The organism is Saccharopolyspora erythraea, assembly GCF_018141105.1.
Taxonomy (GTDB): Bacteria; Actinomycetota; Actinomycetes; order Mycobacteriales; family Pseudonocardiaceae; genus Saccharopolyspora_D; species Saccharopolyspora_D erythraea_A.
The window spans coordinates 2,666,321-2,680,930 of the sequence record NZ_CP054839.1 but is presented as its reverse complement, the minus strand read 5'-3'; the positions used below and the strand labels follow the sequence as shown (position 1 = coordinate 2,680,930).

The window sequence follows — 14,610 nt, the reverse complement described above, 5'->3', positions numbered from 1 at the left end:
GTCGATCGCGTCGTGAACGTCAATGGTGAGAGGCCAGACGCCTCCGCGGCCCCGCCCAAGCCGTCGGGGCGGGGCCGCACTGCCGTCAGGGCCGGTGGATCGCCTTCAGGTCCGACAGCAGCCCGAGGGCGTCCGACAGGACCCAGTACTCGGCGATCTTGCCGTTCTCGATGCGGGTGATGGACATCCCGGTGTACTCCACCGGCGTTCCCGGCTCCGCCTGGGCGTTGGGCGCGCCACCGGCGTAGGTGCCGGTCACCACATAGCCGCCCGCGACGAGGTCGCCCTCCTGGATGGGGCCCGGCACGGTCCGGAAGCGCACGCCGTCGAGCAGGGTGCGCACCGAGGTCACCCAGTCCAACAGCCCCTGGCGGGTGGTGATCTGGTTGGAGTCGGGGAAACCGAGGTACCGGGCGAGCTGTGCGCTGTGCACGACGACGTCGTCGGCGATGAACTCCGCGGTGTCGGCGTAGTCGAGGTCCCCGTTCCACAGGTCGACGAACTTCTCGAACAGCACCTTGCCGCGCACGTCCGCGGTCATCGGGCCACCTCCTGCGCCGCCTGCTTCTCCTGCGCCGCGACGGTGCCCGCCGCTCCCTTGATGCCGGCCAGCAGCGGCAGCACCAGCAGCGCGCAGACGCCGCAGATCACGCCGATCACCACGAACGAGGCGCCGCGCTCCAGCAGCAGCGCCGCCAGGCTGGTCGCCAGCATCATGCCGAGGTACTGCGCGGAGCTGTTGAGCGCCAGCGCGGTACCCCGGATCTCCGGGCGCAGCTCGCTGACCAGCGCGGTCAGGCACGGCTGGCCGATGCCGACCGCGGTGCCCCACGCGATGAAGGCGATCAGCACCAGCACCAGGTTGTCGCCGATCAGCGGGGTGGCGATCACCCCGGTCGCGGCGACCAGCGCGGCCACCACCATCACGGTCCGCTTGCCGACCCGGTCGGCGATGCGGCCGCCCAGCAGCGCCCCGGCCATGCTGCCCGCGCCCGAACCCATGATGGTCAGGCCCGCCTGCGCCTCGTTGAGGTGGAACCGCTCGGCGTAGAAGGTGCCGATGTTGGAGAACAGCCCGTAGAGAGCCGCTGCCCAGAGCAGCGTGCAGGCCAGGACGAACAGCACCGCGGGCGTGGAGACGGCGCTTCGCACCATACCCAGGACCGCCTTGGCGGCGCTGGTCTTCTGCGGCTTGCCCGCCGACGGCCCGGCCATTTCCGGCAGCAGCACGAGCACCAGCACCAGGACCACCGCGGTGGCCGCGGCGATGACGAAGAACGCCGCGCTCCAGCTGGTGAGGTAGGCCAGGTAGGAGCCGATCGGGACACCGACCACCGACGAGCTGAGCAGCCCGGCCACGACCTTGCCGATCGCCTTGCCGCGCTGCTCGAACGGGTGGGTGTCGGAGATCATCGCGTACACGCTGGGCATGATCATCGCCGCGCCGAGCCCGGAGACCGCGCGGCAGGCGAGCAGGAACCCGAAGTTCAGGCCGACGCCGGTGAGCGCGTTGCCCACCACGAAGACGACCAGTCCGATCGTCAGGATGCGGCGGCGGCCGAGGCGGTCGGACAGGGCACCGAAAAGCGGTGCCGACAACGCGAACAGCAGCGCGTACATGCTCACCAGCAGCCCGCCGAGCCGGGCGGGCGCACCGGTGTCCTCGGCGATGGCCGGGATCAGCGGCGCGACGACCATGGCGTCGAGGCCGATCAGGAACGCGCTGGATATCGCGATCGCCATGACCCGGCTCGGGCTCGGGGTGTTCTGGGCGGGGACGGTCATCCGGATCCTCTCCAACAGGAATTCCGCAGTGGTTCAGCGACTCTGGGTTCGGTCGACTGAGTGGCTGGATGAACTCGGTGGTTCGGTCGGCTCTGGGTTCAGTCGACTCCGGTGGTGCTGGGAACGAGGTGCGGGGCGGTTGACGAACGACGCCGCGCCAGAGCTGCGGGGATCACGGTAGTGCCGACACCCCGGCAGACGAGGACTGGTTCGTCGAGAAACTCGGCCGCGGTGGGACTTTCGCCGTAGCGCGACGCGATGACCTTGCGCGCCTGCAGCTCCACCGTGCGCCGCAACCGGCTGCGGCGCACCAGGCGGCCGGTCGCCTCGACGAAGTCCCCCGCGCGCACCGGTGCCAGGAACTCCAGGGCGCCGTAGCCGGTCAGCAGCCCCTCGTCCCCGTCGGTGCGGATGGTGATCTCGGTGACCAGGTCGCCGAACAGCTCCAGAATCCGCGCACCGTCCACCAGGTCGCCTCCGTAATGGGCGTCCTGCTGCCCCATCCGGACCCTGATCGTGGCGGTGACCACCTCAGACATCCCTGCTCCTCGCTCTGCCTCTGCTCGCCCCTTGCGAGGCGATCTCCTCCAGCGTCGTGCGGGCGATGCCCGCGCCGCCGCCCAGCGGTGCCCCGGCCCTGCCGCCGACCGCCACCGCGACCACGTAGTCGTCCTTGTGCGAGATCGAGACCGCGATCTCTGCCATGCCGAGGGCGTCGGCGCGCGCGGACGCCGCCCCGGTCAGTTCCACGACCGGAGCGGCGGTGACGTCGCGCAGGATGCCGACCTGCCTCGGGGTGATGCCCCCGCCGACTCCCGTGCCGAGCGCCTTGAGCACCGCTTCCTTCGCCGCGAACCGGCCTGCGAGGAACTCGCGGGCGCGGCTCGCCCCGAAGGTGTCTGCGATCGCGAGCTCGGCGGCGGCGTAGGTGTAGGTGCGGAACCAGGGGCGGGCGAGCAGTGCGTCCAGCTCCCCCGCGCCCAGCACGTCGACTCCGACCCACATCGCCGCTACTGCCGTCCCGAGCGCAGCACGGCGAGGTGGCCCTGGCCGGTCCGCGGCTCGACGTCGGCCAGCACCACGACCGCGTGCTCCTGCTGCCAGTTCCGCCAGTTGCGGGCCAGTTCCAGCCACACGCTGGTGCAGTAGCCGCCGGGCGCGACGCGGTGCACGGCGCTGCCGTCGAGCCCGTCCCACGCGCTCCACGGGCCGACCACCAGCAGGGTGTCGTCGGGGTCCTTGGCCGCGAGCTCGCGGAGCCGCTCGGTGGCCGCGTCCGCCGTCGGAGTGGTCTCCACGGCGTCGACCCGCAGCCCGTCGGCACCCCCGAACACCAGCAGCGCACCGGAGTCCACCAGCTCGTTGTCGTGCACCAGCGGATGCCGGGTGGGCATCGTGGTCTGCTCCAGCACCGCGAGCACCGCGCACTCGGCGCGCCCGCTGCGCTGGAACCCCGACATCACCCGCAGGGCGGTGAACGGCGCCGCCAGCCCCTGCTCGGAGATCGCGAAACTCGTCGCCCGGCCGCCGAGCCGCATGTTCAGGTGCGAGGCGACGGCGGTGAACGGGTGCACGTCGGGCAGCGCGTGGGTGACGATCACCAGGTCCGCGACCAGTTCCCCGATGCCCTCGTCGTCGACCAGGGCGTCGGCCAGGTCGCGGTGGAAGACGTTGGCACCCCCGCGCAGCAGGGCCTCGTCCACGGTCTCGCCGAACGGCTCCACCAGGTCGCGGTAGAAGGCCGTGATCGAAGGGTCGTCGTGGTAGGGCCGCGCCGGCGGGGAGACCACCGCCGCGGCCGCGCTCACCGCCGGCATCACCGCTCCCCGGCGCCGACCACGTCGCCCGCCTCGGCGCGGCGGGCCAGCAGGTAGTCGGTGAGGGTGCCGACCGACTGGAAGTCGTCCATGTCCAGGGTCTCCGGGTCGATCTCGATGCCGATGCCGTCCTCCAGGGCCATCAGCAGCTCGAGCACCGACGTGGAGTCCAGGTGCAGGTCCTCGAACAGCCGGTCGCCGGCCGCCAGCCCGGAGACCTCGCGCTCCAGGACCTCGGTCAGCGCGGTCTCGACGGCGGACACGACCTCGTGCTTCTCCATGCTCGTCACACCTTCTTCGTTTCGGTGGCTTCGTGTTCAGAACTCGATGAGGGACTGCTTGCCGAGCAGGTCCTCGACGTCGTCCCGCCGGCGGACCAGGTGGGCGCGGCCCTCGTGCACCATGACCTCGGCCGGGTAGCCGTGGCTGAGGAAGAGGCCGGGCGAGGCCGACGGCCCGTAGGCGCCGGAGCGCTCCACGCCGATGAGGTCGCCCGGTTCCACCGGTGGGAGGGCGACCTTCTTGCCGACGACGTCGTTGGGCGTGCACAGCGGGCCGGTGAGGGTGTATTCCGCCTCGGCCTCGTCGGCGTAGCGGGTCAGCGAGCGGATCGGGAAGTTGCGCTTGACGAAGCTGCCGATGCCCACCGCCGCCATGTGGTGGTTGGTGCCGCCGTCGGCGACGACGAACTGCTCGCCCATGGACTCCTTGACGTAGAGCGCCCGCATCACGTACGTGCCGCACATCGCCGTCAGGTAGCGGCCGAGCTCGTTGACCAGCCGGGTGTCCGGGTGCTTGTCGCGGAACCGCTCGACGGCCTCGTTGATGCCCTCGGCCAGCGACGGCAGGTCGAGGTCGGTCTCGTTTTCGAAGTAGGCGACGCCGAAGCCGCCGCCGAAGTCGACCGTCCCCAGTGGAATGCCGAGTTCGTCGGAGAGCTGGTCGGCGGTCTCCAGGATCTGGCGCGTGTTGTGCACCAGGTCGGCGTGCTTGAGGAACCTGGTGCCCATGTAGGCGTGGATGCCGGTGAGCCGGACGCGGCGCAGTCCCTTGAGGAACTCCTGGTTCTGCCGCAGGATCTCCACGTCGATGCCGAACTGGCGGGGCTTGCCGCCCATCGCCAGCCCCGATCCCTTGGTGTGGAAGTCGGGGTTGATGCGCAGCATCACCGCGAGCTCCCCGACACCGCGTTCGACGGCGAGCTCGTCGAGGATCCGGACCTCCTCCAGCGACTCGCACACCACCGCGTGCAGCCCGGCGGTGACCAGCTCCTCCAGCTCGGCGCGGTTCTTGCCCGGCCCGAGGAAGATGGTGTCCTTCGCGGCGATCCCGGCCCGGCGCGCGGTGGTCAGCTCCACCAGCGAGGAGACCTCCGCGCCCGCGCCCAGCGAGCCGAGGCAGCCGCACACGCTGATGTTCGGGTTCGCCTTCAGCGACAGGAAGATGTCCACCGACGGGTGCAGCAGGTCGCGCAGCCCCTGGTAGGTCGAGCGCAGCACCTCCGCGTCGTAGAGGTAGAGCGGGGTGCCGAACTCCGCGGCGATCTCGCTGATCGACAGCCCCTGCACCCGGAACTCGCTGCTGGTCATGCTGCTCCCTCCACTGCCTGCACCTTCTCCAGCGCGGCGGTGACCGCGCGGTCGAGCTCGCCGAGCTCGCCGCGGTCGTGGCCGAACAGCACCGCGTAGAGCCTTCCGTCGAACGGGCCGGAACCGGCCTGCGCGTTGACCGTGCCGAAGCAGGTCACGATGAGCCCGCGCCCGCCGGCCGGGGTGTCGGCGAGGGGTCCGAGCACGTCGCGGACCTCGTCGAACGCCACCGCTCCGGCCAGGTGCAGCGGGTAGTGCTTGGCCAGGGCGACCCCGTCCGGCGCCTGGTGGCGCTCGGTGACCCGGCCCTGGTAGGTCGACATGTTGAGCCGGGCGTTGAGCTCCAGCACCGGGTGGACCACGTCGTCGGCCGAGACCAGCGCGTCCACGCCGACCACGCCGAAGAACCCGTCGGCGTGCAGCCGGGCACCGATCCGCTCGGCGGTCCCGGCGATCTCGTCGAGCTGCGCGGCCGAGAGGTCCGGCGGCATGACGTGTCCCATGTGGACACCGCCGGAGACCATCGCCTCCTTGACGAAGTCCAGCGTCACCGACCCGGACCGCGAGATGGTGATCTGGTAGTTGAGGTCGAAGCGCTTGGCCATGAACCGCTCGGCGACCACGTGCAGGGTCCGGTCGTCCTTGCGCTTGGCGCGCTGGTCGACCATGCGCAGCAGCCGGTCGGCCTTGCGCCTGCTGTCGACCACGACGAGGCCCTTGCCGGAGACGCCGTAGGCGTCCTTGACGATCACCGGCTCGGTCTCGGACACCGACTCCAGCGCGGCGTGCAGGTCGTCGGTGCTCTCGCAGCAGAACCCGGGAATCGCCCGCAGTCCCAGCTCCTCGACCAGACGGCGGCTGTAGATCTTGCTGTTGACCCGCTCGTAGGTCGCGGCATCCGGCACCGCCAGTGGAAGCCCGCTGCGCTCGGAGACCGCCTGCTCGACCGCCGAGTTGCCCATCGGCATCAGGTACGCGCCGCCTGCGGCCAGCTCGCCGAGCCTGCGCAGCGCCTCCGGCGACTCCAGCACCGCTTCGGCGGTGCCCGTGCCGCCGCCCGCCACGACCAGCTCCTCCGGCAGCGGGAACCCGGATTCCTCGGCGTAGCGGCGATATCCGGGGTCCAGCGGCTTGCTCAGCAGCAGGACGTCCGACGGCTCGGCCAGCATCGCGCCGAGCTCCTCCATGCGCTGCACGGTCGCGGTGGTCACCGACAGCGGAGCGGCGGGCAGGCCGACGTAGCCGCGCGCCCACTGGTGTTCGACCTCGAAGCCGCACAGCCAGACGAACCGGGCGTCGGCCCGCCCGACCAGGGCTTCCTTCAGCCTCGGCGTGTAGGTCGCCTCATGCATTGCTCGCACCATCCCCCTGGTGAGTGATGACCATCGCCGCGAACGTCGCGCCGAGCCCGACGGTGGCGAACACGTAGTGCCTGCCGGGCACCAGCCGCCCTTGCGCGCGCAGCGTGGAGTGGTTGTGGAAGACGTCGGAGGCGAAGCAGTGGCTGAACCTGGCGATGTTGTCCAGGAACACCCGCTCGCGCTCGATGCCCAGCTCGCCGATGGTCTGCCGCCAGGACTGCATGTTGACGTTGTGCGGGATGACCAGGTCGATGTCCGGCAGCTCCAGCCCCGCCCCGGCCACCGCCTCCCGCACGACCTCGGCCAGAACCGGCGCGTAGACCTTGCCGAACCGCAGGTTGCGCTCCTCGTCCAGCAGCATCGACGCCGAGAAGTCGCCGAGGGTGCGGGTCACGTAGGAGCGGACCTGCTCGCCCGGACCGCCCACCCCGACCAGGCAGGCCGCCGCGACGTCGCCCATGATCGCGGTGTCGGCGATGAGCTGGACCTTCGGCGAGAACGCCTGCTCGCCGGTGACCACCAGCGCGCGGGTGGTGCCGTCGCCTTCCGCCCGCAGCAGTTCGGCGGCCACGTCGACGGCGGCCATGCCGCTGGCGCAGTTCTGCTGGCTGATCGCGAACGCCTCGGCGTGGCGCAGCCCGAGCCGGTCGCGGATCTCCCGCGCGGCGTCGACGTGCGGTGGGGTGAGCGCCTGGGTGGTGTGGGCGAAGATCACGTAGCGGATCCGCGCGGGGTCCGCCTCGGCCTCCACGATCCGCCGCGCCGCGGGCAGCACGACGTCGAACAGGCCCATCTCCGGGTCGAACCGGATCTCCCCGAGTCCGTGCACCCGCTTGAAGAGCCGGATCTTCGAGCGGTTGAGCCCGAGCCGCTCGGCCAGGTCCTCGACGGGCACCCGCCGCTCCGGTGCGAAGGACTCGATCCTCTCCAACGTCGTCGCCGACGGTCTCATCGCTGGGTCTCCCGGGTTCGTGGGTCGGTGGCGCGCGCGGCGCCCGGTCTGGTTCGCATCAGCGCTCCCCGCGGTGGGTCAGGACGGCGGCCTTGAACGACGCCCCGGCGCCGACCGCGGCGAGCAGGTAGTGCCCGCCGGCGGTCAGGCGCCCGGCGTCGCGCAGCGTCGTGTAGTTGACGAAGACGTCGGAGGCGAAGCAGTGGCTGTAGCGGGCGATGTTGTCCAGGAACACCCGGCCCGGCGGGATCCGCAGCTCGTCGATGGTCTGCCGCCAGGCGTGCATGTTGACGTTGTGCGGGATGACCATCTCGATGTCGGACAGCTCCAGCCCCGCGGCGGCGACCGCATCCCGCATGACCTCCGCGAGCACGGGCGCGTAGTCCTTGCCGAACCGGGCGGCCTCCTCCGGGCTCAGCGAGACCAGCTCCGCGTACTGGCCGAGCGTGCGCCCGGCCAGGGCCGTCACCGGGTCGCCGTCGCCGTCCAGCGCGACCAGGCACGCGGCCGCGGCCTCGCCCATGATCGCGGTGTTGGGCAGCAGTCCGATGATGCGGGAGAACGCCTTCTCCCCCGTCACCACCAGCGCCCGGGCCCCCGGTTCGGCGCCCGCGCGCAGCAGGGCGGCGGCGACGTCGATCGCCCCGAGCCCGACCGCGCAGTTCTGCTGGGTCAGCCCGAACGCCTGCGCCCCGCTCAGGCCCAGCTCGTCGCGGATCCTGCCGGGCAGCTCCGCCAGCGGCGGGCTCACCTCGTGAGTGGCGTGGGCGTGGACGACGTGGCGCACCCGCGCGGGGTCGGCCAGCGACTCCACGACCCGCCTGGCCGCGGGCAGCACCAGGTCGAGCAGCCCCAGCTCGGGGTCGACGCGCAGCGTGCGCAGCCCGTGCACCTTTTGGAACAGCGACAGCTTCGCCTTGCTCAGGCCCAGGTCGCCGGCCAGCTCCCCGACCGCGACCGCGCGGCCGGGGAGGAACGACTCGACCCGCTCCAGGGTCGCCAGGCCGCCCGTCACGCGCCTGCTCCCCCGCGCAGCGCCCGCAGCCACTCGTCGACCGCGCGCGCCGTGGTCGCGGCGTGTTCGGCCAGCATCGTGAAGTGGTCGCCAGGTGTGTCCACAGTGGTTTCCGCAAGCGTCCACCTCGGACGGTCGTGCGCTCCTTCCCGTTCGGTGGCGCGGATCATCACCGAAGGAACGTCCAGCGGACGGGGTTCCCAGCCGTCGAAGATCCGCAGGTAGCCGCCCATCGCGATCAGCCGGTGGTCGTCCAGGAACGCGCTGCTGGCGGGCTCGAGCATCTTGGCCGACACCATCGCCAGGTCGTCGAGGTCCACCGGGCTGGCCAGGGTGTCCAGCAGCACGACGGCCTCGGGCTCCACGCCCAGCTCCCGCAGCCGACGCCCGACGGCGTGGGCGATCCAGCCGCCGGTGGAGCGGCCGAGCAACACCACGCCGCGTCCTTCGGCGAGCTTCGCGGTCGCCTCGGCCTGGGTGGCGGCCAGCGCCTCCAGCGACTCCGGCAGCGCTTCGCCCGCACCGAAGCCCGGAAGCGGGGGCGTGCAGACCGCGTGTCCGCCCAGGTGTGAGACGAGCTGCTCGTACTCGTGCGGCCCGGAGATCGCCATCATCGACGAGAAGCAGACGACGACGGGGCCGTCACCGGTGACCGCGGGGAACACCGGCGGTTCGGTGTCCGGACCGAACAGCGGACGCAGCTGCGCGGCGTTGGCCAGCAGGTTCGCCGCCGGGCCGAGCAGCCGCGACTCGTAGGCGTCGCGGAACAGTCCGACCAGCGTCTCGCTCCGGACCGGCGCGGGGGCCGAGCCCGTCAGCGCCGGCAGCACCAGCTCGTGCAGCTTGGCGGCCAGTGCCCGCGGCGTCGGGTGGTCGAAGACCGCGGTGGGAGGCAGCCGCAGGTCGGCGGCCTCGCCCAGCGCGTTGCGGAGCTCGACCGACAGCAGCGAGTCGAAGCCCTGGTCCCGGAACGTCGTGTCCACGCCGACGGCGTCGGCTCCGCTGTGGCCAAGGATCGCGGCCACCGTGGTGGTCACCAGCTCGGTGAGCGCCTTGAGCCGGTCGTCGTCGGAAAGCGCGGCCAGCCGGTCGCGCAGGGACGACGCGGGCTGCGCGGCGGTGCCGCCGCCGGAGGCCGCGCGGCGCGTCGAGACCCGCACCAGGCCGCGCATCAGCGGCGGCAGCGGTGCTTTCCCGGCCCGCAACGCCTTGCGGTCCAGGCGGACCGGCACCAGCGCGGCGCGGTCGGACGCGCACGCGGCGTCGAACAGCTCGACGCCCTGCTCCTGGTCGATCGGCAGCACGCCGTAGCGGGCCATCCGGTTCAGGTCGGCCTGCCCGAGCGTGCCCGCCATCCCGCCACTGGGCTGCCACATGCCCCACGCAAGCGCGGTCGCCGGCAGGCCCTGAGCCCTGCGGTGCTGCGCGAGGGCGTCCAGGAAGGCGTTGCCCGCGGCGTAGTTGCCCTGTCCGGGGCTGCCCAGCGTTCCGGCGACCGAAGAGAACAGCACGAACGCTCCGAGATCGGCGTCGCGCGTCAGCTCGTGCAGGTGCAGCGCCGCGTCGACCTTCGGGCGCAGCACCTTGCCGACGCGCTGCGCGTCGAGCGAGGTGATGATCCCGTCGTCGAGCACGCCCGCGGTGTGCACGACCGCGCTGAGCGGGTGCTCGGCGGGCACCGACGCCAGCAGCGCGCGGACGGACTCCCGGTCGGTGACGTCGCAGGAGGCCACCGCAACCGCGGCACCCATCGCCTCCAGCTCGGCCACCAGCTCCGCGGCACCTTCGGCCCGCGGCCCCCTGCGGCTGGTCAGCAGCAGGTGCCGCACGCCGTGCTCGGTCACCAGGTGCCTGGCCAGCAGCGCGCCGAGCTCCCCGGTGCCCCCGGTGACCAGCACCGTGCCGCGCCAGGCGGCGGGACCGGGCTCCCCGGGCGCCGACGCCCGCGCCAGCCTGGGCACGCGCACCTCCCCGCCGCGCAGCGCCACCTGCGGTTCGCCGGAGGCGATCGCCGCGGGCAGCATCGCCGCGTCGTCGTCCACGTCGACCAGCACGAAGCGGTCCGGCGCCTCGGACTGCGCCGAGCGCACCAGGCCCCACACCGCCGAGGCCGCCAGGTCGAGCACGTCCTCACCCGGCTCGGCCGCGATCGCCCGCCGGGTCACCACGACCAGCCGCGAGGAACCGCCGACCATCCAGTCCTGGAGCAGCCCCAGCATCTCCACGGTCGTGCGGTGGGTGGCCTCGGCGAGATCGGCGCCGCCCAGCGAAGTACAGGCCACGACCACGTTCTCGGCGTCGATCCCGCCTTCGGCGAGCGCCTCGCGAGCCTCGGCGGGGCTGTAGAAGCGGCGCACGGTGCCCGGTTCTCCGGAAGCGGCGACCGGTGTCCAGTCGACGTGGAACAGCGAGTCGTTGCCGCGGCGCGCCTGGCCGAGCTGCTCGGCAGGCATCGAGCGCGAGACGAAGGACTCCACCGACACCACGGGCTCGCCGTCCTGGTCGGCGGCGGTCACCCCGACGGAGTCGGTGCCCACACCGGTGAAGCGCACCCGCAACGCCGACGCGCCGACCGCGTGCAGCCGGACCCCGTTCCAGGAGAACGGCAGCCGTCCCGACGGCGTGCCCTCGCGGACCTCCTCCCACGCCAGCGCATGCAGGCATGCGTCGAGCAGCGCGGGGTGCAACCCGTAGGAGGCGGCGTCGGCCCGCTGCTCGGCGGGCAGCTCGACCTCGGCGAACAGCTCGTCGCCGCGCCGCCACACCGCGCCGAGCGCCTGGAACGCCGGGCCGTAGGCGAAACCGGTGTCGGCCAGCCGTTCGTAGAGGCCGTCGAGGTCCACTTCGGACGCTTCGGCGGGCGGCCAGACGTCCAGGCGTTCTCCCGCACCGCCGGAGACCGCCAGGTGGCCGTTGGCGTGCTGGACCCACGAGGCATCCTCCTCGTCGGGCCGCGAGTGCAGGCTCACCGCCCGCCTGCCGTCGTCGTCCGGGCCGCCGACCGCGACCTGGATCAGCAGGGAGCCGTGCTCCGGCAGCACCATCGGCGCCTGCAGCGTCAGCTCCTCCACCGCGTCGCAGTCGACCTGGGCCGCCGCCCTGGCCGCCAGCTCCAGCAGTGCCGTGCCGGGCACCAGCGTCGCGTCGTGCACGACGTGGTCGGCCAGCCACGGGTGCGACTGACGCGAGAGCCGTCCGGTGAAGACCGCGCCGTCGCGGTCGGCGAGCGCGGTGACCGCGCCCAGCAGCGGGTGCTCGGCGGGGCTCAGGCCGACCGAGGCGACGTCACCGGTCGCCGCGGGCTCGTCCAGCCAGTACCGCTGCCGCTGGAACTGGTAGGTCGGCAGGTCGACGCGCCGCGCGCCGGTGCCCTCGAACACGGCCTGCCAGTCCGGGGAGATGCCGCGCACGTGCAGTTCGCCGAGCGCGGTGAGCGCCGAGACCGGCTCCGGGCGGCCGCGGCGCAGCAGCGGGACCACGAGCGCGTCCTGGTCGTCGCCCAGGCACGAGCGGGTCATGGCCGAGAGCGTGCCGTCCGGGCCCAGCTCGACGAAGACGCCGACTCCCTCGGCGCGCAGCGTGGTGACCACGTCGCTGAACCGCACAGCCTGGCGCACGTGCTGCACCCAGTAGTCCGGCGAGCAGAGCTGCTCTGCGGTGGCCGGTTTCCCAGTCACGTCCGACACCACCGGGATCAGCGGCGCCGAGAAGGACAGCGTCGACACCACCGCCGCGAACTCGTCGAGCATCGCGTCCATGTGCGGTGAGTGGAACGCGTGGCTGACCTGGAGGCGCTTGGCCTTGCGGCCCTCTGCCTCCAGCCGCGCGGCGGCTTCGGAGACCACGTCGTCGTCACCGGAGAGCACGACCGCGCTCGGACCGTTGACCGCGGCGATCGAGGCCCGGTCCAGCCTGTCCCCGAGCGCGGCCAGCGCCTCCTGCTCGGTGGCCTGGACGGCGATCATCGCGCCACCGGCGGGCAGCCGCTGCATCAGCTTTCCGCGCGCGACGACCAGTTTCGCCGCGTCCGGCAGCGACAGCACCCCGGCCACGTGGGCCGCGGCGAGCTCGCCGATCGAGTGCCCGGTGACGAAGTCCGGGCGCACGCCCCAGTGCTCCAGCAGCCGGTACAGCGCCACCTCGACGGCGAACAGCGCGGGCTGGGTGAACTCGGTGCGGTTCAGCTTCCCGGTGGGGTCGTCCTCGGCGAGGACTATTTCGCGCAGCGGCTCGCCGAGGTGGCGGTCCAGCTCGTCGCACACCGCGTCGAAGGCGGCGGCGAACACCGGCGAGGACTCGCGCAGCCCCCGGCCCATGCCGAGCCGCTGGCTGCCCTGGCCGGTGAACAGGAACGCGGTCCGGCCGGTCGCGCCGCCGGCGCCGCGCACCACGTTCGCCGCGCGGCCCCGGGACTCGACGGCCTCCAGGCCCGCGACGAGTTCGGCCAGGTCGCCGCCGACGACCACCGCGCGGTGCTCCATCGCGGTGCGGGCGGTGGCCAGCGAGAAGGCCACGTCCACCGGGATCGCGGCCGGGTCCAGGGTTTCGCGCAGCCGCCGGGCCTGCGCGCTCAGCGCCTCGGCGCTGCGGCCGGAGAGAACCCACGGCACCACGACATCGCCCGCCGGAGTCCCCGCCGGCTCGTCCTCCTGCGGCTCCTCGATGATGACGTGCGCGTTGGTCCCGCTGATGCCGAAGCTGGAGACGCCCGCGCGCCGCACCCGGTCCGCCGACCTCGGCCACGCCACCGGCTCGGTCAGCAGCCGCACGTCCCCGCTCTCCCAGTCCACGTGCGGGCTGGGCTCGTCGACGTGCAGCGTCTTCGGCAGCACGCCGTGCTGCATCGCCTTGACCATCTTGATGATGCCGCCGACCCCGGCCGCGGACTGGGTGTGGCCGACGTTGGACTTCAGCGACCCCAGCCACAGCGGACTGCCGCCACGGCCCTGCCCGTAGGTGGCCAGCAACGCCTGGGCCTCGATCGGGTCGCCCAGCTTGGTGCCGGTGCCGTGGCCCTCCACGGCGTCGACGTCGGCGGCGGTGAGCCCCGCGTCGGCCAGCGCGTCGCGGATGAGCTTCTGCTGCGACGGCCCGTGCGGCGCGGTGAGCCCGTTGCTCGCGCCGTCCTGGTTGACCGCCGACCCGCGGATCACCGCCAGCACCCGGTGGCCGTTGCGGCGCGCGTCGGAAAGCCGCTCCACGACCAGGGTTCCGACGCCCTCGGCCCACGCCGTGCCGTCGGCCGCCGCCGCGTAGGACTTGCAGCGCCCGTCCACCGACAGCCCGCGCTGCCTGCTGAACTCGGTGAAGGAGAACGAGGTGGCCATCAGCATCACGCCGCCGACAACCGCCATCGAGCACTCGTCGCGGCGCAGCGACTGGCCCGCCAGGTGCAGCGCCACCAGCGACGACGAGCACGCCGTGTTGACCGTGACAGCCGGGCCGTCGAAGCCGAAGGAGTAGGAGACGCGCCCGGAGGCCACGCTGCCCGCGCTGCCGACGCCGAGGTAGCCGTCGAAGCCCTCGACCGGCGTCTTGAGGAAGCGCAGTCCGTACTCGTCGAACATGATCCCGACGAAGACGCCGGTATCGCTGCCGCGCAGCGTCTCGGGCCGGATGCCCGCGTCCTCGAACGCCTCCCACGTCGTCTCCAGCAGCAGCCGCTGCTGCGGGTCGACGGTCACCGCCTCGCGCGGGGAGATCCCGAAGAACGCCGGGTCGAAGTCGGCGGCGTCGTGCAGGAAACCGCCGTGGCGCACGTAGCTCTTGCCCACCGCGGCCGGGTCCGGGTCGTAGATCCCGTCGAGGTCCCACCCCCGGTCGGCCGGGAAACCGGTGATGGCGTCGCGGCCCTCGTCGACCAGCCGCCACAGCTCCTCCGGCGAGGTGACGTCACCGGGGAACCGGCAGCTCATGCCGACGATCGCCAGCGGTTCGCCGTCGCGTTCGCGCACCTGGCGCAGCTCGTCCCGGGTGCGGTCGAGCTCGGCGGTGGCGCGTTTGAGGTACTGCAGGAGTTTCTCTTCGTTGGACATGCCCAGGTTCTCTTCCGTCGGAGAAGGCTGTGGTGGTGGCGGGCCCGCGGACCGCC

Annotated in this window: 11 protein-coding genes; all 11 read right to left on the bottom strand. The window is 72.6% G+C overall.

What is annotated here, in order from left to right:
• Nucleotides 1–85: 85 nt before the first annotated feature.
• The 11 genes from HUO13_RS12510 to HUO13_RS12460 all read right to left on the bottom strand — a co-directional run bounded on the left by HUO13_RS12510 (nucleotide 86) and on the right by HUO13_RS12460 (nucleotide 14,554).
• Entirely contained in the window at nucleotides 86–541 is a 456-nt protein-coding gene (locus tag HUO13_RS12510; RefSeq protein WP_211901549.1) for an ester cyclase, read from the bottom strand.
• Nucleotides 538–1,785: an MFS transporter gene (locus HUO13_RS12505; protein ID WP_211901548.1), complete on the bottom strand. Its 1,248-nt coding sequence runs from the start codon at nucleotides 1,783–1,785 to the stop codon at nucleotides 538–540. The genes HUO13_RS12510 and HUO13_RS12505 overlap by 4 nt, the downstream gene beginning before the upstream one ends.
• Before the next feature lie 98 nt (nucleotides 1,786–1,883).
• Entirely contained in the window at nucleotides 1,884–2,324 is a 441-nt protein-coding gene (locus HUO13_RS12500) for an acyl-CoA hydrolase (protein ID WP_211901547.1), read from the bottom strand.
• Complete coding sequence (gene acpS / locus HUO13_RS12495; protein WP_211901546.1) at nucleotides 2,317–2,790, bottom strand: holo-ACP synthase; 474 nt, start codon at nucleotides 2,788–2,790, stop codon at nucleotides 2,317–2,319. The genes HUO13_RS12500 and acpS overlap by 8 nt, the downstream gene beginning before the upstream one ends.
• 5 nt (nucleotides 2,791–2,795) lie before the next feature.
• Complete coding sequence (locus HUO13_RS12490; protein ID WP_211901545.1) at nucleotides 2,796–3,602, bottom strand: hypothetical protein; 807 nt, start codon at nucleotides 3,600–3,602, stop codon at nucleotides 2,796–2,798.
• A complete protein-coding gene (locus HUO13_RS12485; protein WP_211901544.1) occupies nucleotides 3,602–3,883 on the bottom strand; it encodes an acyl carrier protein in 282 nt (93 codons plus the stop codon). Before HUO13_RS12485 ends, HUO13_RS12490 begins: the two co-directional genes overlap by 1 nt.
• A 36-nt stretch (nucleotides 3,884–3,919) precedes the next feature.
• Entirely contained in the window at nucleotides 3,920–5,191 is a 1,272-nt protein-coding gene (locus HUO13_RS12480; RefSeq protein ID WP_211901543.1) for a type III PLP-dependent enzyme, read from the bottom strand.
• Entirely contained in the window at nucleotides 5,188–6,543 is a 1,356-nt protein-coding gene (locus HUO13_RS12475) for an ATP-grasp domain-containing protein (RefSeq protein WP_211901542.1), read from the bottom strand. The genes HUO13_RS12480 and HUO13_RS12475 overlap by 4 nt, the downstream gene beginning before the upstream one ends.
• Nucleotides 6,536–7,504, bottom strand: coding sequence for a 3-oxoacyl-ACP synthase III family protein (locus HUO13_RS12470; RefSeq protein WP_211901541.1), 969 nt, complete (start codon nucleotides 7,502–7,504; stop codon nucleotides 6,536–6,538). Before HUO13_RS12470 ends, HUO13_RS12475 begins: the two co-directional genes overlap by 8 nt.
• 58 nt (nucleotides 7,505–7,562) lie before the next feature.
• A complete protein-coding gene (locus HUO13_RS12465) occupies nucleotides 7,563–8,519 on the bottom strand; it encodes a 3-oxoacyl-[acyl-carrier-protein] synthase III C-terminal domain-containing protein (protein ID WP_249124716.1) in 957 nt (318 codons plus the stop codon).
• Nucleotides 8,516–14,554, bottom strand: a complete 6,039-nt coding sequence (locus tag HUO13_RS12460; RefSeq protein ID WP_211901540.1) for a type I polyketide synthase — start codon at nucleotides 14,552–14,554, stop codon at nucleotides 8,516–8,518. Before HUO13_RS12460 ends, HUO13_RS12465 begins: the two co-directional genes overlap by 4 nt.
• Between the last annotated feature and the right edge of the window lie 56 nt (nucleotides 14,555–14,610).

What these genes read in the sequence shown, in the direction of transcription:
- HUO13_RS12475 (WP_211901542.1), bottom strand. Translation starts at nt 6,543, where the DNA reads ATGCATGAGGCGACCTACACGCCGAGGCTGAAGGAAGCCCTGGTCGGG.
- HUO13_RS12490 (WP_211901545.1), bottom strand. Translation starts at nt 3,602, where the DNA reads ATGCCGGCGGTGAGCGCGGCCGCGGCGGTGGTCTCCCCGCCGGCGCGG.
- HUO13_RS12480 (WP_211901543.1), bottom strand. Translation starts at nt 5,191, where the DNA reads ATGACCAGCAGCGAGTTCCGGGTGCAGGGGCTGTCGATCAGCGAGATC.
- HUO13_RS12470 (WP_211901541.1), bottom strand. Translation starts at nt 7,504, where the DNA reads ATGAGACCGTCGGCGACGACGTTGGAGAGGATCGAGTCCTTCGCACCG.
- HUO13_RS12460 (WP_211901540.1), bottom strand. Translation starts at nt 14,554, where the DNA reads ATGTCCAACGAAGAGAAACTCCTGCAGTACCTCAAACGCGCCACCGCC.
- HUO13_RS12505 (WP_211901548.1), bottom strand. Translation starts at nt 1,785, where the DNA reads ATGACCGTCCCCGCCCAGAACACCCCGAGCCCGAGCCGGGTCATGGCG.
- HUO13_RS12510 (WP_211901549.1), bottom strand. Translation starts at nt 541, where the DNA reads ATGACCGCGGACGTGCGCGGCAAGGTGCTGTTCGAGAAGTTCGTCGAC.
- HUO13_RS12500 (WP_211901547.1), bottom strand. Translation starts at nt 2,324, where the DNA reads ATGTCTGAGGTGGTCACCGCCACGATCAGGGTCCGGATGGGGCAGCAG.
- HUO13_RS12485 (WP_211901544.1), bottom strand. Translation starts at nt 3,883, where the DNA reads ATGGAGAAGCACGAGGTCGTGTCCGCCGTCGAGACCGCGCTGACCGAG.
- acpS (WP_211901546.1), bottom strand. Translation starts at nt 2,790, where the DNA reads ATGTGGGTCGGAGTCGACGTGCTGGGCGCGGGGGAGCTGGACGCACTG.